Raw genomic sequence first — 17,948 nt, 5'->3', positions numbered from 1 at the left:
TTATTGATAGCGACAATTTTTGAGGTATAATAAATCGTCAGTGGGCAAAATTTTAGGCGATCGCTCACTGATGATTTCTCTATTAAGTAAGTATTATAAGTATTATTTACGCCGCTCTACTCAAACTTGTTGTGAAAGCCAATACGATCAAAAACTAACCAGGATTTTTACGAGATATCTATAATATGTGGCTAGTAGTAGTTTTTATCTGTTTTGGTTGGATATTATCTTTATGTTTGCATGAGTTTGGTCATGCAATAGTAGCATATTGGGGTGGTGATACTTCTGTCAAGGATAAGGGCTATTTGACCTTGAACCCACTCAAATATACCGAACCGAGCTTGAGTTTGATGATGCCGTTATTTTTTCTCCTGATTGGTGGTATTGCTCTACCTGGGGGAGCAGTTTATATTAATCACAGTCGATTACGCGATCGCAAATGGAAAAGTGCGGTTTCGGCTGCTGGCCCAATTGCCAATTTGATTCTAGCTTACCTGCTATCACTGCCTTTTCAATTTGGTTGGGATTCTTTAGCTCTCGAAAATCCAAATTCAGTTTTATTTGCTTTGATTACTGCCCTAGCTTATATAATCTCCCTAAATATCTATGTCGTTTTGATTAATTTATTACCTATTCCTGCCCTAGATGGTTATGGAATTATCGAACCGTGGCTGCCACAACCAATTCAACAGCAAATCAATAAGGTTGCTAAATATGGAATTTGGATATTGATTGGTTTGTTATGGTTTGCCAGACCTTTTAATCAATTTTTATGGAATTTCACTCATACAATTAGCGAATATCTTCATCTCCCAGAAAATTTAACTATTTTAGCTAATGCAATATTTAGAGAGAATTCGCGGTATTTAGTTATCGGATTAGTTTTGGTTTTATGGATATTTAGAGATCAAAACCAAGAGTTACAAAAACAAGGTGATAAATTAGTCTCATCGCGACAATATGAGCAGGCGATCGCTTGCTACGACAAACTAATTAAAAATAAACCCAAAAATGCTGATGCTTGGTATTGGCGGGGCTATGCGTTTTATCGTTTAAACAAACATGATGAAGCGATCGCCTCCTACGATCAAGCAATTAAAATTCAAGCAGACTACGCTAATGCTTGGTATTTACGCGGTTATTCACTTTATTTTTTGCAAAGATATGTAGAAGCAGTTGATTCATATAAAAAAGCTTTGGAAATCAAATCTGATGATCCACAAATTTGGTACTATCAGGGGATTGCTCTTACAGATTTAGGACGCAATGAAGAAGCTTTAACAGCATATAAACAAGCGATCGCAATTCAGTTAGATTTTTATCAAGCTTGGTATAAACAAGGCGAAGCTTTGGCAAAATTACAGCGTTATGAAGAAGCGATCGCAGCCTACGATCAAGTAATAGAAATTAGACTAGAAGATAGTAATACTTGGTGGTTACGAGGACAAGCTTTAGCAGCACAGAAAAATTATCAAGCAGCCTTAGACTCATGCAATCGAGCAATTACAATCTATTCTGACTTTTATGGTTTCTGGTTGGATCGTGGCAATGCACTCTATTATTTACAGCAATATGAAGATGCGATTGCCTCTTACGAAAAAGTTATTGAATTGAAGCCAGATAACATCAATGCTTGGAATAATAAAGGTGGCAGTTTGATGAAATTGCAACGTTATGAAGAGGCGTTAGTTGTCTACGAGCAAGCAATTGAAATTAAATCTGACAGTGCTGATTCTTGGTATAACAAAGCCTGTTGTTACGCACTACAAAACAATGTAACTCTAGCAATAAAAAACCTAGAAAAATCAATCAAACTTGAATCAAATAGATTGGAAATTGCTAAAACTGATCCTGATTTTGATCCTATTAGAGAACATGAGATGTTCCAAATTTTCGTTGACGAATATAGTTAGTCTAAAATAGAGACTATTGCATCCCAATTTACTATAGTAGTTATCGCTTGATGGTATGAGTATTGGTAAAATAAATTTAATTTATGTATGCCTGCTAAAGATATATTTCATAATACAGTTAAAACAGCCCTCGAAAAAGATAAATGGACAATTACTGACGAGCATCTATTTATTCAAGTTGAGGATATTGATTTTTACATAGACTTAACAGCAGAGAGAATTTTAGCTGCTGAAAAAACTGGTAAAAAAATAGCAGTAGAGATAAAATCCTTTTTAGGAGCTTCAGACGTAACTGAATTCCACCTAGCTCTTGGTCAATGTCTCAACTACCGTTCAGCATTGAGGTTGACAGAACCTGATCGGATTTTGTATTTAGCCATTCCAGTAGATGTTTATAATGAGTTTTTTAGTCGGAAGTTTATTCAAAGAATTATTGGCGAATATCAACTAAAATTACTAGTTTTTAATCCAGAGCAAGAGGAGATTGTTATATGGAGAGACTAAATTATCAAGAAATAGTCCAAAAAATTCTGGAAACTCATGCCACAAATCGCTCAAATAGTCAGACAGAAGTCAAATTGTTATTTGATACTGAGCGCGATCGCTATCAAGTTATGAATATTGGTTGGCAAGAGCTAACGCGAATATTTGGTTGTATTATTTATGTAGAAATTAAAGATGGCAAAATTTGGATCGAACGCGATGGAACGGAAATCGGAGTAGCTAATGAATTAGTAGAAGCTGGAGTTCCTAAGCAAGATATAGTTTTGGCTTTTAAAGCCCCATACAAACGAAAATTTACTGAGTTTGCTGCTAGTTGAAGCACATAGGAGTTAGGAAATCTACGGCAATTAGGGAAATAACAACTTTATAGAGATCGCCTTGTCTTGTAAGCTAACGCACCTTTTCAATTATCGGTGGAATGTCTATGATGCTGTAAGCCAGAGAGCGATGTCTACGACGGCTACGCCTACACAACTTCTTGCGATCGCCCCAGCACACCAAACTATTGCATACGCGCATCTCTCATCAAAGCCATTTTAACCGAGGCGCGATCGCTCTCTCTAACAAACAAAGTAACTCGATCATAGCTCTTCCTGCATGATGGAATCGTAATCCTGCCCCGTAACGTCGCAATGATACTTGATCAGAAAGCACTACTAAACTAATAAACACTTATTTCATCTAGTCAAACTTTTTACTGACACTATTTTCTCAGCTTCATCTACCGTAATTTGCGCTAGCCCAAATTGTTCAATTACTGCTGCATTTGTTGTCAAATGTCTACTCACCTCAGCCACTCGGTAATGACTTTCCTGTGAAGCTAAAGCAGCTGGCAATAATAACTGATCTGCTAAATGTTCATCCACTGCTGCGCCTGTGTAATGAAACTCAAGGAGTTGCTGACAAGCAATCTCTGCAACCGTCTCCGCCGACAACCGCAAACGCCCAAATCCACCAAAGCCAGTCAAACTGTTCTCATATTCAGCAGTTAAAAAAATACCCGCCCCAGGTGCCACGCCTCTTTCTCGCAAAGTCTGTACAGTAACTTTCAAATGGGCTGATCGTAACAAATTCTCCGCCCGATTCGCCATGCGTTGGGGAATATGAGAAGGCAATTCCGTTACCACTGCTAGCCCCCGCACCTGTTGTAAATCTCCGCGTTCCAACAAGTTGATCCCATTGAGTTTACCACCGCCATCCACCTGCAACTCTACCTCTCCCCCACCTTGGGGAAACCACCCCCAAGCGCCTAACTTGACTTGGGCTTCCACTCCCATGCGTTGCAGTATCGGCAAATAAACTTGCTGAATATACGTCACTGTCGGGCTAAAATTTACATGAGTTCCGCCCTTGAGTGTTACCTGGGAATTGCCAGATGCTAGTGCCAAAGGTAAAAGAATTGTCTGTAAAACTAGAGCGATCGCACCGGCAGAACCACCAAGTTGTGCTTTACTAACATCAAAGGTATAAATTCCCGCTTGCACACCACTACCTGGAATGAATTCCAGCACCATCGAACCCAAAGCATCACCCCGTAGTTGGGCATTACAAATTCTCGCCGCCGCCCGAACTGCTGTTAAGTGTTGTGCTGCTAATCCTGGCTTTTTGCGTCCGGCGCGAATGCCTGAAATCAGTATGGGTTCGCCGGTGATGGCGGCTAGACTTAAGGAAGTGCGAAGAACTTGTCCGCCTCCCTCTCCGTAGGAACCGTCAATTTCAATCATGGGCGATTTTGGGATGATGGATTTTGGGTTATCTCCACGGTTCTTAAAATCAAACCACAAATTATAAACGTCCAGCAACTAGCTTTTTGGAAGAAGGTTACACAAATATACAGAGAAAGTTCTGATATTTGTTTGTGTAGTTTGTTAATTTGGAATTTGGAATTGAAGAACCTTGCTTTTACCGGGGTTCATCAACCTGTATGGATCAGCCATTTCTTTAAATTTCAACTGCTCAGGATCAATAACTTTTCTGCCACCATCTTCAATAATACACGTATGAGGATTGGCAATACTCACACCATGTTTTTCATGATAGCGGATAATCTCATTGAGGCGTTCTTCTGTGGTGTAGCGCACAAGTTGCAAAGCACCAGGAACTACACCACCATTCACCCGAAAAAATTCCAAATGCATCATTACCTCATCGCCGAAGTGATGATACATATGATCTACCATTTGCAAACTTTTATCCCCAGGAAACATACTTTGTAAATAGGTAATTGCAGTATCTACATTCCTGGCGTGTAAGGTGGTGTGGTTCCAGCTAAATTCTGCTAAATGTGTACCTTTGGCTGCTTCCTCGGCTGGTTTTTTATAAGTAACCTGGCCGCCGTATTGCTGCACCAAACCCGGTAAGAATTCCAAACTAGATTCAGCAATTATCAAAAGTACTGGGTGAGTCCCTTCAGGAATGTACTCTTGTAGGGCATGAAAGTATTGGGGAATTGGGGATGCAAAGACAGAAATCAACTTCTTAATCATGCCATCAGCATTGCCAAGCGCCTGACCAAACTTTGCTGCTGTCATAAACTCGTCAAATGTCACAATCACTTCGGCCCAAGGATAAGCTGGCCCTAAAGGGATTTCGACTTCAGTGATAATGCCGTTAATTCCCCAAGCATGATTGACTTTTTGTACATCGTCGCCGCGTAATTCGATCGCACGGGGTTCATCTTCTACAGTTACCACTCGCAATGCTAGGATATTACCGCGATCGCCTAATAACCCATATTGGATCGAGCCAATGCCCCCACTTCCCCCAGCAATAAATCCGCCAATTGTAGCTGTACGGTACGTGGAGGGTGCCATGCGGATTTCCCAGCCGATTTCTCGTGTTTTTTTATCTATAGCTGCCAACTTCATCCCAGCTTCTACCCGCGCCACTCCTGGCTTCATCCAAAGAATCTCTTGCATCCGCGTCATATCTAAAATTACGCCACCGTGCAAGGGTACGCATTGCCCATAATTTCCGGTGCCAGCACCGCGCACAGTGATGGGTACACGGTGTTTCGCACAGGCGGCTGCAACTTTTAAAACCTCTGCTTCATTGGTGGGACGCACTACGATATCTCCAACTTTTCCCTCTAGTTTCGGCACAAGTACGGGGCTAAAGTTGTGGTAATCCTGAGATAATTTTGCTACTTGAGTGGAATCGGTGATGGTTTCTATGCCTTCTAGAGAATTAATCAGGGCATCTAATTTTGTCGTCATATATATCCTTTTTTTAACGCAGAGGGACGCTGAGGGAAGCGCATAGGCGCTTCGCCTTCCCGCAGGGTAGGTTCGCAGAGAATTAATTCCTCTGCGTTCCTCTGCGTAAACCTTTGCGTTCCTTTGCGTTTTCAAATCCTAGTTTTCTTGTTTCACTGCACTTTCATGCCACTTACTTAATATAAGGTCAGATAAGGCGCTCAAGCTGATAAAAATTAGTACACCCAACCCAGTTGTGAGAAATAATGCTGCAAACATCCGAGGAATTTGTAAGTTGTAGCTGGAGATTAAAATCTGGTAAGCAATGCCAGATTTTGCCCCACCAGTACCCGCAACAAATTCGGCAACCACTGCGCCAATTAATGCTAAACCACCGCTAATTTTTAAACCACCTAAGAAATAGGGCATAGCGCTGGGTAAACGGAGATACAGCAGTGTTTGCCAGCGAGAAGCTTTGTAAAGTTGAAATAAGTTGAGCAAGTTTCGATCAACGCTCTTGAGTCCTAGTGTAGTGTTGGATACGATGGGGAAAAAGGCCACTATCCAGGCACAAACTACTAAGGCAGCGAAGGTATTATTTTTTAGCCAGAGGATAATTAAGGGTGCGATCGCAACTATGGGAGTTGTTTGTAAAATTACTGCATAGGGAAATAAACTGCGTTCAATCCATTTACTTTGGGTGAACAAAATCGCCATTAGTAAACCAGAAATAGCCGCAGCAATAAAAGCAACGACTGTGATTTGCAATGTAATTAATAGTGATGGGAAAAGCTCGTTCCAGTCAGTAGTTAAAGTTTTAAATACTAATAAAGGGCCAGGAAGGATATAAGGAGGTAGATGTGTTATCCGCACAAATATATCCCATAGCAATAATGCTATAATGCCAACCACCATTGGAGCTAAAACGTCAGCCGAAAAAAACTTTCTGGATGTTTTTTGAGATTGAGTGCGACGGACAACCGGCATATAAATTCAAAGTTAAATGTTAAAATTTTAGCGATATTACTATTGCACGTAATATACTACAATCCAGTATTATCCTAACAAACATTATGGTTAAGCATTTATGAAAAAAGCCATCACACATCAAACTACTTTACTATTTATCTGCTCTATGCTGCTGGTAGCTTGTGGTAAAAGTGGCAGTAATGATGCAAATTCCACAAATAATCCAACAGTGACAACAGGTGCAGCTAATGCTATTCCTATCGGTATCGCCTTTGCCCAGACGAGTAATATAGCATTACTTGGTCAAGAGGGAACTGATGGAGTAAAAATTGCTGAGAAGTATTTTAATAACAAAGGAGGTATCAATGGTAGACCAATTAAATTAGTTTATCAAGATACTGGTGGCGATGAAGTTGGAGCCATTAATGCTTTTCAAAATTTAATTAGTAAAGATAAAGTTGTTGGCATTGTTGGCCCTACCCTATCACAACAAGCTTTTAGCGCTGATCCCGTAGCAGAACGCAATCAAGTTCCAGTTATTGGAGCATCAAATACTGCTAAAGGTATTCCCGAAATTGGTGATTATGTGGCTCGTGTTTCTTCATCTGTTGCTGTTGTCGCTCCTTATTCGGTGAAAGCTGCACTCAAACAAAATCCTAAAATCAAAAGAGTAGCTGTATTTTACGCTCAAAATGATGCTTTCAATAAGTCGGAAACAGAAATATTTCAGAAAACAGTTACAAATTTAGGATTAGATTTAGTCACAGTCCAAAAGTTTCAAACTACAGATACCGACTTTCAAGCTCAAGCCAGCGATGCTATAAATTTAAAACCAGATTTAGTGATTATATCCGGGTTAGCTGTAGACGGAGGTAATTTAGTTAAACAATTACGAGAACTTGGTTATAAAGGGATAATTGTTGGTGGCAATGGTTTTAATACATCCCATATATTTTCTGTGTGCAGAGCGTTTTGTGATGGTGTGATTGTAGCTCAAGCTTATAGCCCTATCTACGACAGTGAAATTAACACTGCATTTCGCAAAGCCTACCTTGAACAATATCATAGAGAACCACCCCAAGTAAGTGCCCAAGCTTTTGCTGCTTTACAGGTATATGTAGAAGCTCTGCAATCTTTAGATAAAAAAAGCAACATTAAAAAATTAAACCTGCCACAATTGCGTACAGAATTGAATAAGGAGTTACTAACAAAAAAATATCAAACCCCTCTCGGTGAAATTGCTTTTACACCAGTAGGTGATGTAATTCAAAAAGAGTTTTATGTTGCACAACTCAAGATGGAACCAAACGGTGTCAATGGTAAATTTTCTTTTTTAAGCATCAAATAGTAAATATAGCGCTTCCTAATCAGATGAGGTACATCTTAAGCCCCCTCCTCGCTTGCGGGGAGGGGGTTGGGGGTGGGGTTGTTGTACCTCACTCAACCGAAAACCGCTATATTAGAAATCATCTCAGATTTGTACGGCTCATAGCTTCAGCAAGATGCTGAGAAACTTCCCGGCAATATTGGTTATAGAGCAATGATGTCCGAAAGTTATCGTCACGGGGATAGGGAGCATCAATTTCTATATCTGCTACAATTCGTCCGGGATTTATCCCCATAACTAGCACCCGATTTGATAAGTACACTGCTTCGTAAATATTGTGGGTGACAAAAACCACCGTCCAGTGATGTTGATGCCATAAATCGAGTAAATCACCATTGAGTTTGCTACGAGTAATTTCATCTAATGCCCCAAATGGTTCATCCATCAACAGAATATTTGGCTGAGTAACTAATGCCCTAGCAATTGATACCCGCATCTTCATTCCACCTGATAATTCGCGGGGATAGTTCTCTTCAAAACCCTCTAATCCTACCAGTGCTAATGTCTGCTGTACCAATTTTTGGCTATCTTTTTTAGACATTCTCCCCAACTTTAGCGGTAGGCGCACATTCTCTCTGACGTTTGCCCAAGGCATGAGTGCAGCATCTTGGAAAACAAAAGCCAGATTTCTTGCTTGCTGAGTTACACCCCAATCAATACTACCAGAACTTATGCGTCCCAATCCGGCAATCACACGCAGAATTGTACTTTTACCACACCCGGAGGGACCAACTAAACTGACAAATTGCGACTCTGGAATTACTAAATTCAGGTCTTGCAGGGCAACAGTACCATTGGTGTAGACCTTGCTAATCTGATTGAGTGTGATAACGGGACGGTTACTCATTCATTCTGGAGATTAAAATTTGACTGTATCAGAAAATATGGAAAAGATGCTTAATGGTCAACCTATCAGTTAAAACTCAAAATATTAAAAACTATTAATAACATTTTTTCTAGTTGCAAAAAAATTGTAGGTTGGGTGGAGGCTTTGCGTAACCCAACATCCTGATATATGTTGGGTTGCGCTCCGCTCCACCCAACCTACGTCTAATGCACTATTTTAGCCTAGACAGTCCACTACGTGTATTTCAAAAATCAAATACTAGTCCTATAATTATCAGTTCAAACTCAAACTATTAATAACATTTTTTAGAGTAGATGTTAACTAAATGTTCCTATAAATACTGGTAATGCAAATCTGAGTAGTATCGATTTGAGTTGATTGGAACAACATAGTGTTAAATTATAAAATTACATAAAATAGCAAAATTATGAGTAAGCTGATAGCATTCGGTTGGTATGGAGGAAAATACAGCCATCTTGACTGGCTTCTACCACTCTTGTCAAAAACTACTCATTACTGTGAGCCTTTTGGAGGTTCAGCAGCAGTTTTGATAAATAAAGAACCATCACCTGTAGAAACTTACAATGATATTGATGGCGAATTAGTTAACTTTTTTCGTGTACTACGCGATGAGAAAAACGAACTCATCAGGGCTATTACTTTCACTCCTTTCTCAAGACGTGAGTTTGAACTTGCTATTTCTCAACCCACTAAAGAGCTATCTAATTTAGAACGGGCTAGACGATTTTTTGTCCGAGCTAGACAAGTGAGAACAGGATTAGCTCAAACAGCAAGTTACGGTAGATGGGCACATTGTTTGTTGACAAGTCGTGCAGGTATGGCTGGGGCTGTCTCAAGATGGTTAGGAAGTATAGATGACCTTTCTAAAATAGTTCAAAGATTTCAGCGAGTTCAAATAGAAAATTGCCCAGCAATTGAAGTTATTCAAAGATATGACAACGAAGAAACACTCTTTTACTGTGACCCTCCTTATCCACATGATTCCCGTGGAGACAGCAATGCTTATGGCTACGAGATGACAGATGAAGAACATCGGAAACTAGCTTATGTCCTTCATAATGTCAGTGCTAAAGTTGCTATCTCAGGATATGACTGTACCCTGATGGAGGAATTATATGGTGATTGGCGACGTATTCCAGCACCATCAAAGTCCTGTCATTCTGTTAAAAAGTTACGTACAGAAGTCCTCTGGACAAACTATAACCTAGAATATCAACCTGTACAAATATCTCAAAGTAAGTCCAAAAAATCTAAAAAAGCTATTATGTCAATGCCTCCAGAGATTCTTAACTCAGCCTTTGATAGAGCATCCGAATACATTAGAACGGGTGATGCAATGATGATTGCTCCAGAAATTGTTGATAGAGTCGAATTTGTATGTAGACACCCTCAAAATAAGGCCGGAATCAGGCTTTTATTAGCTTGCTTATTAGCGAAAGTTCATCAACCTCATCTAGATATTCGTAAGCCATTTACTGAAATTGGTACAAAAGATTCTTACTCTGGTCGTTTTTACGATGAATCATATATAGCATTTTTTATTAATGAACGTAACTTACAAGATGTATGCAACTCAACAACTGCTTTTCTAACACCTGCACTTCGTACTAAAGCAATACCTTTAACTTTAGATGCTAAGTTGATAGGAAAACCTGCAATATTATACGAGACTGTTATTCAACTATTTGACGACGTTTTTACAGAACGTGTAGCAACAGAAGACCTGCTTGTAGAAACTATAAAATGGCTTTTGATTCTAAAAAAAGAGAAAGATCAACGCATTCAAAGTCTTATTGCTAATTTAAACACTCTAGATGATCAGGCAATTCCTCTTTCTGCTGAAGCAATTGTAAAACTTATTAGACAGCATTTGGATTGTCCGAGAGCAAGTCGTTTACCAGTGCTGATTGTAGCTGCTGCTTATCAATCGGCCTCAGAACATTTAGGAGAACGATGTTTACCGCTTGAAAGTCATAATGCAGCTGATAAACAAACTGGTTCTTTAGGGGATATTGAAATCAGGCTCATCAATGGGAACAATTTAGTAACCGGCTACGAGATGAAAATGAAACGGATTACTATAAATGACATCAATAATGCCCTGCAAAAAATTACCCGAAGAGTAGAAAAAACTGGATATAAAATTGATAATTACATATTTATAACTACTGAAACTATAGATAAAGATGTAGAAGACTATGCTGCTAATCTCTATGAAAAGACAGGAGGGATAGAGATTGTAGTACTTGATTGTGTTGCTTTTTTACGGCATTTTTTGCATTTGTTTCATCGTTTACGGATGCAATTTGTGGAGGAATATCAAAAGCTTGTGCTTGCAGAACCTGACAGCGCAGTTAGTCAACCCTTAAAGGAGGCTTTTTTAGCATTGCGCCAAGCTGTTGAGTGTGTGGAAGTGGAAATCAACTCAGATGTTGAGACTGAATTGGATAGTCCACTTTGAAAGGTAGCTAAAAATTTGGAGAATAGCAAGCGATCGCTTACGTGTTGTAATAGCTTACCCCTTTGTTCACAAATTGCAAGGTGAAGGCATCTTTGTAATTAGTGTTGGCATCGAAAACACCTGTTCTAACCAAGTTGTCAAAAAAAGATTTCCAGCGTTCTTCTTTCATTGCACCGATACCCAATTGTTGAGCATCACCTCCAGTGATTATGGCATTTTCTTTCAGCTTCTCAAGGTTAAAGTTTAACTGCTCGTCAGTAATGTCTGGATTGTCTTTCTTAATCAACGTATTACCTGGAATTGGCTCATCAAGGTAGCTATACCAGCCTTTAATTGAGGCATCAACAAATCTCTGTACTAAATCTGGGTTTCTTTCTACTAGTTTTTTTGTGGTTTCAATGGTAAAAGCATAGGCATTGTAACCATAATCTGCTAATAAGATCACTTGTGGTTCTACCCCTCCTTTCTTTTTAATCTCGAAGGGTTCAGCTGTTAAAAGACCTTGTTGAATAATATTTTTATCTTTCAGAAATGGTTGTACATCAAAGTTATAGGGGCGCTTTTGGTCGTCTGTAAAACCGTACTTTGCCTTTAAAAATGGCCAGTATGTAGCTTCGCCACCAGAACCAACAAGAATCTGTTTTCCTTTAAGTTTTTCCAGCGAGTCGTTACCAGTACCGGGGTGAGTGATTAAAACTTGAGGATCTTTTTGGAAAATAGCGGCCACTGTAACTATGGGAACGTTATCTCTGGAAGCTCCAATTGCATCACCAGCATGTCCCATGATTAAATCAACAGATCCCCCCATCAACAATAAGGTGTAATTACCCCTTGGTCCACCTGGTTTGATGGTGACATCTAATCCATGATCTTTATAAATACCCGTCGCTAGAGCCTGGTAAAAACCGCCATACTCTGCTTCCGCCACCCAATGAATGCTAAAAGTGATTTTATCTAGTTTGCTATCAGACGTGGAGTTAGAAACAGAAGTTACTGGTGATGTTTTGCTATCGTTTGTACAAGCTGCTAACATTCCAGTACTTACTGCAATTGAGCTATATTTAATGAATTTACGGCGATTGATGCCACAGATTCCATTTCCAGAGTCATCTAGCTGACTCATCTAATACCTCTCATTTTTACGGAAATAGAGTATTTAAATATACTCTAAATTGTTGGTAGAATTATAGTATAAGATTATCATAACCGCTAAGGTTTTATTTCCATATTTGGCTCAGGTGGGTGACAATTTGCTTAAAAATATAATCACCTAATCATCTGGAAATAATATGTAAAAAAACTTATATGAAAAAACAATGAGCTTCTGCATTAATCCTCACTGCCCAAACCCGCAAAATCAAAACTCTACGTTATTTTGTCAGAGTTGTGGTTCGGAATTGTTGCTTGAAGGGCGCTATCGAGTAGTAAGTGTACTGGGTGGTGGTGGCTTTGGGAAGACTTATGAGGTAATTGAACGCAGTGGTACAACAAAAGTTTTGAAAGTTTTGCTACACAGTAACCCCAAGGCGGTATCGCTATTTCAGCAAGAAGCTCAAGTCTTAAGTCAGCTGGATAATCCCGGAATTCCCAAGGGAAAAGGATACTTTAACTTTTTGCCCCAAAACAGTCAGGAGCCTCTGCACTGTCTGATTATGGAGAAAATCGAGGGACTAAATCTCGAACAATACCTGCAACAACGTAATTACCGCCCGATTGATCAAGAGCTAGCACTTGAATGGCTGCTGGAATTATTTACCATTTTACATCAAGTGCATCAGCAAAACTTTTTCCATCGGGATATCAAGCCGTCCAACATTATGCTCAAAGGCGATGGACAGCTGGTATTAATTGACTTTGGGGCGGTGCGAGAAGTCACACAGACCTATATGCTAAAACAAGCTGCTGGACAGGTAACAGGTATAAATTCTCCTGGTTTCACGCCACCAGAGCAACTTAATGGTCAGGCGGTTTTAACATCAGATTTTTTTGCCATAGGTCGCACTTTTGTCTATTTACTTACGGGCAAGGTACCAACGGATCAAGATATTTACGATATCAATACTGATGAGGTGCGATGGCGCAATTATGCTTCTAGTGTTTCGCCATTATTAGCAGATTTAATTGATGATTTGATTAAGCGATCGCCTAGTCAACGTCCTCAAAGTACCAATGTAATTTTACAACGGTTAGCCGAAATTGAACGGGCATTGAAAAGACAACCCAATCGAGCCTCGCCCAAAAATTCATCAAAACCCAAAATAGGTTCACAGTTGCGCCGTCGCTTTGGCTTGAGTGTCGGTAACACATCTCCTTTGGTGATGGTAATTGGTGGAGCAATTGCCGCTAGTGCAGTAATTTTATTCATAATTCCGTATCTGATCCGTTCTGACTGGTTTTCTTTGATAAAACCTAACCCAGCCGAAGAATGGGCAAAAAATCTGACTTTGGTAAATACGTTAACTGGTCACTCTGACGCGGTATCATCTGTAGCGATCGCACCCGATGGACAAACCATCGCCAGTGGTAGCCACGATCGAACAATCAAGTTATGGAATCCGCAAACAGGCAAACTAATCCGCACTATTTACGGACATTCACTACCAGTTTTATCAGTTGCAATCAGCCCCGATAGTCAAAACCTGGCTAGCGGTAGTCTCGATGAGACAATTAAGCAATGGAATCTTAGTAACGGTCAACAAATTCGCAGCATTAAGGCAGATGGTTATGTCGCTTGGAATAATGCCATAGCAATCAGCCCCGATAATCAGTTTATTGCCACTGGCAGTACAGATAAGACAATTCGGTTATGGAATTTTGCCACCGGTCAACGGCTACGTACCCTTTATGGGCATTCACTGCCAGTTTTATCGGTAGCCATCAGTCCCAATGGCCAGACCCTTGCCAGTGGTAGTACAGACAAAAGCATCCGGTTATGGAATCTCGGCACCGGACAACAACTTCATACCCTCTCCGGGCATACAAGTTGGGTGACTTGCCTCGCCATCAGCCCCGATAATCAGATCGTTGTCAGTGGCAGCCTTGACAAGACAATTAAGTTGTGGAATGTAAACACTGGTGAATTACTCCGCACCTTATCAGGGCATTCCTACTCAGTTTTAGCAGTTGCCATTAGTCCCGATGGTCAGATTATTGCCAGTGGTGGTTTAGATGGGGAAATTCGCCTGTGGAATCTGGAGACGGGAAAACTTCTGCACACAATTTCTGGACATACGAAACAAGTTGTTTCCCTTGCCATCAGCCAGGATAGACAGACCCTTGTCAGTGGTAGTGCAGACGACACAATCAAGATTTGGCGATCGCCCTAAGTCTTTTGATAAAATCCTACTCCTTTATTGACAAATTGCAAGGTGAATGCATCTTTATAATTAACCTTGGCTTGATAAATTCCAACATTAACCATACTGTCAAAGAATGATTTCCATCGTTCCTCACTCATCGCTCCAATACCTTGTTTTTCTGCTGTACCAGAAACGATAATTCCATAAGCTTTCAGCTTTTGAATCCCATAATCAATTTGTTCATCCGTCATTTCTGGATTCTCTTTTTTAATCAGCTGATTACCTGGTTGGGGATTTTTTAAGTAGCTATACCAACCTTTAATTGACGCATCAACAAATCGCTGCACTAAATCGGGATTTTTTTCTACTAGTTCTTTTTTTGTTTCAATAGTAGTTGCATAGGTTTGATAACCATAATCTGCTAATAAAAATACTACTGGCTTAAACCCGCCCTGCTTTTCAATAGCGAAGGGTTCAGATGTGATATAACCTTGCTGCGCGGAGTTTTTGTCAGTTAAAAAGGGAGCAGGATTAAAGTTGTAAGGACGTTTTTGATCGTCGGTAAAACCGTACTTAGCTTTGAGAACAGGCCAATAGGTAATGTTAGCAGAAGCAGAGACATAAATTGGCCTACCTTTGAGATCGGCAAGAGTTTTAGTTGCTGTGTTGGGATGGGCGATGAGACACTGGGGATCTTTCTGGAAAATTGCTGCGACTGTGATTTTGGGAATACCTTGTGCTATGGCGTTCACTGCATCAATGCCATAACCCATAAAGAAATCTACCGCACCCCCCATCAACAATTGAGTACCACTGGGAACCTGGGGGCCACCCATTTTAATAGTGACATCTAAACCGTACTTTTTGTAAATACCAGTGGCCATCGCCTGGTAAAATCCGCCGTGTTCTGCTTCTGCTATCCAGTTTGTACCAAAGGTAACTTTATCCAACCGAGAACTGCTATTTGATGGTTGGTTACTGTTAGTACAAGCAGCAAAAATGCTGCTACCAATGCAGATAGAACCGTATTGAATAAAATGGCGGCGACTAAGGCGATGAATTGCTCTTGATGAGGGTGATGACGGATTCATAAAACAGTATAATCTCTCTCCTATTTACCGTTGTAGCTGAATCTAAATGTACATTCTAGAATCAACTTTTGATTCACCAGCGAATAGGGCTGAATTTCGAGAGCGCGTTGAAAAGCTCGAATCGCTTCACCATATTCTCCTAGTGCCGCATAACACAAGCCCATACCGTGAAGTGCTCCAAAGTGTATTGGATTTATTTGCACAACCATCTGACAATCTGCGAGAGATTTTTGATAATCACCAATACTGTAATACAGGAAAGCCCGACGATTCCAGGCTTCGGCAAAATCTGGCTGCTCTTTGATTAATGCTGTCAATGCTGTTTCCGCTTCAGCAATTTCACCTGCATCCAGTAACTTTTGACTGCGGTCAATTATTTCCAGCCCATAGATTCCCTTTTGCTGAAACCATATCCGCCAGATTTTTCTGGTTGCCTTGTCCCGGACTGTGGCATCGGGGTTTTTCAACTCTTCAAGTAAGGAATTGATAGATAAAGAATCCATGAATTTGAGATCAGTGAATATACCTTTGTATTAACTTTCTCACAAAATATATCTATTAAATCATTTTTAAAGTCATCTTTAAATTTGCGGTGATTAATTGCTATTTATGAATTTTCTGTGTTGTTTATTCTATTCAGCAATACGACTAAGGGACTGACAAATAAAAAAACATCCCAAATTTTTTGTGGGATGGGTGTCCCCACCCGTCCCAGATTTAGAGCGCTCATGTTGCCCACTCCACAAAATGGATAATTTATTTCTTGTCAGTCCCTAAGGGACTTCCAAAGAAAAAAATATTCCAAAACTGACGCAAAAACCTCTGTATTTCTCCTCTCTCTGTGTTCTCTGCGCCTCTGTGGTTCGTTTATTTGCATAATTTATTTCTTGGAAATCCCTAATACCAATACTGCGTAGGTTTTGGCTAAAAAATAAAAAACTCCACCCACAAGGGTATGGGGCATGGGGAAGAAGTTACCTGTTTGCCCAATACCCAATGCCCCAAGCGACGGGACGACTATCCCTCTACAGACACTCTTGGGATGGAGTTTCCCGTCGCTTTCAATAAAAATGTGTAGGTTGGGGAGCCAGCGCAGTCTTCTCCCAAAAGGAGAGGCTAGCGCCTTTCCTTCGGAACGCTCCGCGAACGCATTTACGCGTAGGCGTAGCCCAACCTAGGCATCGCATCCAGCAACTATTTGACCAACTTAAGTAAGTCGGTGAGAAAAATTCAATGTATATGAAGAAATATAAATTAGCTGTAGGGTGTGTTATGCCTTATAGCAACGCACCTGAGATTGTTGACGGTGCGGCGCTTGGCGACAACACACCCTACATGAAAATTCCTTAACATAGCTGGAAACATTAGCACCGACCAACTTACATTTGAGCAGGTAATGTCTGTCTCTTCTTAAAATTAATTTTAGAAGCTCTTTTCTATGCAGCTTCATATTAAATTGGTATGAACCTATAAATTATTTTGTCTGAAGATAGAATAATATAATGATACCTTTCCCTCTTTTGGCTATTACTTTAATTCTCCAAGATGAATTTAACCGTTAAATAACTATGTACAACGGACACAAATATTTGTCATAAAAACATCGTTAGATAGAAGAATTAAAAGTTGTCTAAAAGTAATCTATAGAGATTGCAGCGCTTTTCGAGCAAGCAACAACTAATCAACATACGACATACTTTAGGAACAAAGAATATGAGTATCGAAGATAAAGCAAAAGCTTTTGCTAAAAACGTCGAAGGAAAAGTACAAGAGGCTATTGGCGAAGTAACTGGCGATCCTAAGGATAAAGCTGAAGGTAAAGCTAAACAAGCTGAAGCTCAAGTCCGTCACACTGCTGAAAATATCAAAGATGAAGTTAAAAAGACTTTAGACTAAGCTGGACTTTATCGTAAATAAAAGGGTTTAAGACCCCTCTTTCTACACGTAGTATAAAGTTAAGTCGGGGATTGAAACCCCGACTTAACTTATTTTTAATTTTGAATCTTGAATTGTCAACTGTGTTTTACCTGAGATTTTTAGGAATTTTTGACAATAGCGATCGCAAAAAATTTTCTCAAGCTATCACTGATTTTTTCAAAGCATCCCGATATTGACTTTTCACGTTATGTGGAAAAGCCACGAAACACCTAACCCCCAACTCGTCGCGGGAAGGGGGAAAATTCAAAGTCTCTCTCCTAAGAGGAGAGAGAAATAGAAGCGAGGTTTTCCAGATACCGTGAAAAGTCAGATCCCGATATTGAC

Annotated in this window: 14 protein-coding genes; 7 read left to right on the top strand and 7 right to left on the bottom strand. The window is 40.0% G+C overall.

The features are described from left to right. The first annotated feature begins 185 nt into the window (after positions 1-185). The 3 genes from V7K97_RS27390 to V7K97_RS27380 all read left to right on the top strand — a co-directional run bounded on the left by V7K97_RS27390 (position 186) and on the right by V7K97_RS27380 (position 2,734). A complete protein-coding gene (locus tag V7K97_RS27390) occupies positions 186-1,913 on the top strand; it encodes a tetratricopeptide repeat protein (RefSeq protein ID WP_334804124.1) in 1,728 nt (575 codons plus the stop codon). Between the two features lie 87 nt (positions 1,914-2,000). After that, positions 2,001-2,417, top strand: coding sequence for a XisH family protein (locus tag V7K97_RS27385; RefSeq protein ID WP_334804123.1), 417 nt, complete (start codon positions 2,001-2,003; stop codon positions 2,415-2,417). After that, positions 2,405-2,734 carry a XisI protein gene (locus tag V7K97_RS27380; RefSeq protein WP_334804122.1) on the top strand — a complete coding sequence of 110 codons (330 nt, stop codon included), beginning with the start codon at positions 2,405-2,407 and terminating at the stop codon, positions 2,732-2,734. Before V7K97_RS27385 ends, V7K97_RS27380 begins: the two co-directional genes overlap by 13 nt. Before the next feature lie 360 nt (positions 2,735-3,094). On the opposite strand, the gene rtcA is transcribed toward V7K97_RS27380, so the two are convergent. The 3 genes from rtcA to V7K97_RS27365 form a co-directional block, all read right to left on the bottom strand. After that, the gene (gene rtcA, locus V7K97_RS27375) at positions 3,095-4,141 is read right to left on the bottom strand and encodes an RNA 3'-terminal phosphate cyclase (protein ID WP_334804121.1); all 1,047 of its coding nucleotides are present in this window, start codon (positions 4,139-4,141) and stop codon (positions 3,095-3,097) included. Between the two features lie 144 nt (positions 4,142-4,285). Then, positions 4,286-5,632 carry an FAD-binding oxidoreductase gene (locus V7K97_RS27370; protein ID WP_334804120.1) on the bottom strand — a complete coding sequence of 449 codons (1,347 nt, stop codon included), beginning with the start codon at positions 5,630-5,632 and terminating at the stop codon, positions 4,286-4,288. Positions 5,633-5,770: 138 nt separating this feature from the next. Continuing rightward, on the bottom strand, positions 5,771-6,598 hold the full coding sequence (locus tag V7K97_RS27365) for an ABC transporter permease (RefSeq protein WP_334804119.1): 828 nt from the start codon (positions 6,596-6,598) through the stop codon (positions 5,771-5,773). A 100-nt stretch (positions 6,599-6,698) separates the two neighbouring features. On the opposite strand from V7K97_RS27365, the gene V7K97_RS27360 reads away from it, so the two are divergent. Beyond that, a complete protein-coding gene (locus V7K97_RS27360) occupies positions 6,699-7,928 on the top strand; it encodes an ABC transporter substrate-binding protein (RefSeq protein WP_334804118.1) in 1,230 nt (409 codons plus the stop codon). 118 nt (positions 7,929-8,046) lie between these two features. Here the strand turns inward: V7K97_RS27360 and V7K97_RS27355 are convergent, their stop codons facing one another. Beyond that, on the bottom strand, positions 8,047-8,814 hold the full coding sequence (locus tag V7K97_RS27355; protein ID WP_334804117.1) for an ABC transporter ATP-binding protein: 768 nt from the start codon (positions 8,812-8,814) through the stop codon (positions 8,047-8,049). A 427-nt stretch (positions 8,815-9,241) separates the two neighbouring features. On the opposite strand from V7K97_RS27355, the gene V7K97_RS27350 reads away from it, so the two are divergent. Then, on the top strand, positions 9,242-11,296 hold the full coding sequence (locus V7K97_RS27350) for a DNA adenine methylase (protein WP_334804116.1): 2,055 nt from the start codon (positions 9,242-9,244) through the stop codon (positions 11,294-11,296). A 37-nt stretch (positions 11,297-11,333) separates the two neighbouring features. Here V7K97_RS27350 and V7K97_RS27345 read toward each other — a convergent pair whose 3' ends face one another. Beyond that, the gene (locus V7K97_RS27345; protein WP_334804115.1) at positions 11,334-12,419 is read right to left on the bottom strand and encodes an ABC transporter substrate-binding protein; all 1,086 of its coding nucleotides are present in this window, start codon (positions 12,417-12,419) and stop codon (positions 11,334-11,336) included. A gap of 193 nt (positions 12,420-12,612) precedes the next feature. On the opposite strand from V7K97_RS27345, the gene V7K97_RS27340 reads away from it, so the two are divergent. After that, positions 12,613-14,622: a serine/threonine-protein kinase gene (locus tag V7K97_RS27340; protein ID WP_334804114.1), complete on the top strand. Its 2,010-nt coding sequence runs from the start codon at positions 12,613-12,615 to the stop codon at positions 14,620-14,622. On the opposite strand, the gene V7K97_RS27335 is transcribed toward V7K97_RS27340, so the two are convergent. Continuing rightward, the gene (locus V7K97_RS27335) at positions 14,619-15,686 is read right to left on the bottom strand and encodes an ABC transporter substrate-binding protein (RefSeq protein ID WP_334804113.1); all 1,068 of its coding nucleotides are present in this window, start codon (positions 15,684-15,686) and stop codon (positions 14,619-14,621) included. The two genes, V7K97_RS27340 and V7K97_RS27335, sit on opposite strands and share 4 nt — an antisense overlap. 20 nt (positions 15,687-15,706) lie before the next feature. Beyond that, positions 15,707-16,189 (bottom strand): tetratricopeptide repeat protein, encoded by a 483-nt coding sequence (locus V7K97_RS27330; protein WP_334804112.1) that lies wholly within the window; start codon positions 16,187-16,189, stop codon positions 15,707-15,709. 1,210 nt (positions 16,190-17,399) lie between these two features. On the opposite strand from V7K97_RS27330, the gene V7K97_RS27325 reads away from it, so the two are divergent. Beyond that, positions 17,400-17,582, top strand: a complete 183-nt coding sequence (locus tag V7K97_RS27325; protein ID WP_334804111.1) for a CsbD family protein — start codon at positions 17,400-17,402, stop codon at positions 17,580-17,582. Positions 17,583-17,948 lie beyond the last annotated feature (366 nt).

Source organism: Nostoc sp., assembly GCF_036917815.1.
Classification (GTDB): domain Bacteria; phylum Cyanobacteriota; class Cyanobacteriia; order Cyanobacteriales; family Nostocaceae; genus Nostoc.
The sequence above is the reverse complement of the archived record's forward strand: the minus strand, read 5'-3'. Positions and strand labels throughout refer to the sequence as shown.

Excerpts from the sequence above, each read along its gene's own strand:
- V7K97_RS27390 (WP_334804124.1), top strand. The coding sequence starts at position 186 with ATGTGGCTAGTAGTAGTTTTTATCTGTTTTGGTTGGATATTATCTTTA.
- V7K97_RS27385 (WP_334804123.1), top strand. The coding sequence starts at position 2,001 with ATGCCTGCTAAAGATATATTTCATAATACAGTTAAAACAGCCCTCGAA.
- V7K97_RS27380 (WP_334804122.1), top strand. The coding sequence starts at position 2,405 with ATGGAGAGACTAAATTATCAAGAAATAGTCCAAAAAATTCTGGAAACT.
- rtcA (WP_334804121.1), bottom strand. The coding sequence starts at position 4,141 with ATGATTGAAATTGACGGTTCCTACGGAGAGGGAGGCGGACAAGTTCTT.
- V7K97_RS27370 (WP_334804120.1), bottom strand. The coding sequence starts at position 5,632 with ATGACGACAAAATTAGATGCCCTGATTAATTCTCTAGAAGGCATAGAA.
- V7K97_RS27365 (WP_334804119.1), bottom strand. The coding sequence starts at position 6,598 with ATGCCGGTTGTCCGTCGCACTCAATCTCAAAAAACATCCAGAAAGTTT.
- V7K97_RS27360 (WP_334804118.1), top strand. The coding sequence starts at position 6,699 with ATGAAAAAAGCCATCACACATCAAACTACTTTACTATTTATCTGCTCT.
- V7K97_RS27355 (WP_334804117.1), bottom strand. The coding sequence starts at position 8,814 with ATGAGTAACCGTCCCGTTATCACACTCAATCAGATTAGCAAGGTCTAC.
- V7K97_RS27350 (WP_334804116.1), top strand. The coding sequence starts at position 9,242 with ATGAGTAAGCTGATAGCATTCGGTTGGTATGGAGGAAAATACAGCCAT.
- V7K97_RS27345 (WP_334804115.1), bottom strand. The coding sequence starts at position 12,419 with ATGAGTCAGCTAGATGACTCTGGAAATGGAATCTGTGGCATCAATCGC.
- V7K97_RS27340 (WP_334804114.1), top strand. The coding sequence starts at position 12,613 with ATGAGCTTCTGCATTAATCCTCACTGCCCAAACCCGCAAAATCAAAAC.
- V7K97_RS27335 (WP_334804113.1), bottom strand. The coding sequence starts at position 15,686 with ATGAATCCGTCATCACCCTCATCAAGAGCAATTCATCGCCTTAGTCGC.
- V7K97_RS27330 (WP_334804112.1), bottom strand. The coding sequence starts at position 16,189 with ATGGATTCTTTATCTATCAATTCCTTACTTGAAGAGTTGAAAAACCCC.
- V7K97_RS27325 (WP_334804111.1), top strand. The coding sequence starts at position 17,400 with ATGAGTATCGAAGATAAAGCAAAAGCTTTTGCTAAAAACGTCGAAGGA.